1 protein-coding gene and 1 pseudogene are annotated in these 2,572 nt (G+C 58.6%); both read right to left on the bottom strand.

All coding sequences use genetic code 11. The annotated features are described in order from the left end of the window. Positions 1 to 1,862: acetate--CoA ligase family protein (locus PHF15_RS16925; RefSeq protein WP_300123045.1), on the bottom strand; the 1,862-nt coding region annotated here is incomplete at its 3' end. A gap of 4 nt (positions 1,863 to 1,866) precedes the next feature. After that, positions 1,867 to 1,974: pseudogene (locus tag PHF15_RS16920) on the bottom strand (histone deacetylase family protein); the annotation flags it as partial. Positions 1,975 to 2,572 lie beyond the last annotated feature (598 nt).

Raw genomic sequence — 2,572 nt, 5'->3', positions numbered from 1 at the left:
GGAGGCGGCAACTCCATTGCACGATCATTGAGCAATTCGATCGTGGTGCCGCCAGCGCCAAACACAATCACCGGCCCGAACGGGTCATCGGTGACCAGTCCCACATAGATCTCACGGCCATGGCGGGCGTTTACCATCTTCTGCACGGTCACGCCATTGATACGGGCCTGCGGCATGATGCGTTTAACCCGCTCCACCATGCCGTTGTAGTTGTCACGTGCACTGGTGGCATTCATGATGCTGATCGCCACACCCTGCACATCGGACTTGTGGCTGATGTCGGGCGAGTCGATCTTGAGCGCCACCGGGAAACCCAGCTGCGCCGAAATCATCATGACCTCGTTGGCGTTGCGCGCCAGAATGGTTTGCGTGACCGGAATGTGGAAGCATGACAGCAATGTCTTCGACTCCATATCGGTCAGCACCTTGCGCCGTTCGGCCACCACACTCTCGATGATGAGGCGCGCGCCTTCGATGTCGGGCTTGCCCAGAATTGACAACGGTGGCGGCGTTTGCTGCAGCAAGCGCTGGTTCTGGTAAAAGGTGGCGATGTTGCCAAAGGCGCCCACTGCCGCCTCCGGTGTGCGGAAGGTGGGGATGGCGGCCTCGTTGAGCAGCACGCGTGCCTCGCCTACAGTAGCATCACCCATCCAGCACGACAGCAGCGGTTTGTTCATGGCGCGTTTGATTTCCGCCATGGTCTTGGCGATACCGATGGAGTCGGATCCTGTCTTGGGTGAGAAGATCACCAGCACGCCGTCTATTGAGGCGTCATGGTAGGCAGCAATGACAGCGGCCTTGTAGTGTTCGGCCGTGGCTTCTTCCGACAGGTCAATGAGGTCGGTCAGTGACGCCAGTACATGCAGCTTGGGCTTGAGCTCGGCGCTCGATTGCTCTGAGAGCTTGCCCAGGTGCAGATGGATTTCATTGACCCAGTCCACCGCCAGCATGCCAGGGCCGCCGCCATTGGTAACAATGGCCAGGCGCTGGCCCACCGTTCGGTAACGCGAAGCCAGACATTTGGCCGCCGAGAACAGTTCCACAAACGAGGTGACGCGCACCGCCCCGGCGCGGCGCAGGGCCGCGTCAAACACATTGTCGCTGCCGACGATGGCGCCGCTGTGGGTCTGTGCTGCCTGCTTGCCTGCGGGCTTGCGTCCGGCCTTAAGCACGATCACCGGCTTGGTATTGGCTGCCGAGCGCAGCGCGCTCATGAAGCGGCGTGCATTGGAAATGCCTTCCAAGTACACGATGATGCTTTGGGTGCGTTCGTCGTTGGCCAGGTAGTCCAGCACCTGCGCGATGTCCACAGCGGTATTGGAGCCCAGCGAAACCACCGATGAAAACCCGACGCCATTCTTGCTCGCCCAGTCCAGCATGGACGCTGTCAGCGCGCCCGATTGCGACACCAGTGCCAGCGAACCGCTGCTGGCTAGGTCGCCCGCCACGCTGGCATTGAGTTGCAGCGGCGGGTTCTGAAAGCCAAGGCAGTTAGGCCCCAGCAGTTGCACGTCTTCGCGCTTGGCCACCATTTTCATGTCCTGGGCCAACTCGGCGCTGATACCGGTGGAGATTATCAGGGCCGAGCGGCAGTTCATGCGACCTGCCACCGCCAAGGCGGCCAGCACTTCGTCCGCAGGCAGCGCAATGATGGCCAGATCGGCGCGGGTTTGCGCCAGATCAGCCAGCGTGCCACTGTTGTGGATATCCAGAAAATGCAGCGTGCCCTTGTAAGTCTGCGCCTTCAAATTTTCGGCCAGTTGCCGGGCTTGGGGTGTGTGGCCCTCGACGGATTCGGTGGGGCCGGCAAAAACCAGAATCGATTGGGGTGCGAAAAGAGGAGCGAGGTAGTGTTTGTCCATACGTTCAATCAGCGCCTATCACCACCTTGACGTGCGCCGTCGCGCTGCGTGCAAGTGGGCTTAAGACATAACCGCCTTCAAGGCAGGACATCATGCGCCCCTGGCAGTGGCGCATGCCCCACCAAACGAGATCTATCCCAGCAGGGAATGAATAAAATCGTGCCATGATTCTAATTCCCAAGGCATCGACACTTAAAAACTCGAAGGAGATGGCACACGTTTTTCAGTGCAGCTACCAATTGATGCCTGTCGTCCTCAGTGGCTAAGCCATCGCCAGCAGTCAATCACTTCCAGCCCGAACTACTCACAAAAGTGACACAGCGGTCATGGAAAAAACTGCTGCCCTTGCAGATTAGCAAGTGCCGTCCTGAACCAAAGCTCATTGTCAGACGGCTCGGTAAACCCAGCCCGCCGAATCTTACCCATATCGGACAGGACGTTGAATTCACAGTTGAAGATGAAATCACCAAAGCCCCAACTGACGATTCTCTCGAATGGCAAGGGCTGCAAGTCGTGTTGTGCCGCCAAAGCTTCCCAGGCTGCAGCATGTAAGGCATTTGACGTGCAAGTGACAGGGGTTGTGGTGGGGCCACTTCCATGTTCAACGCGTCACCTACATGGTGCCAGATACGCTCCCAGCGAAACGGCTCGCCAACGATGTTGAAAGCTTCGTTACGTGCTGATGATGCAAATGCCGCCCAAAGACTTGC

Origin of the sequence: Rhodoferax sp. (assembly GCF_028689295.1) — a bacterium.
Taxonomy (GTDB): Bacteria; Pseudomonadota; Gammaproteobacteria; order Burkholderiales; family Burkholderiaceae_C; genus Rhodoferax.
Note: the sequence above shows the minus strand (reverse complement) of the source record. Positions and strands in the feature narration are given on the sequence as shown.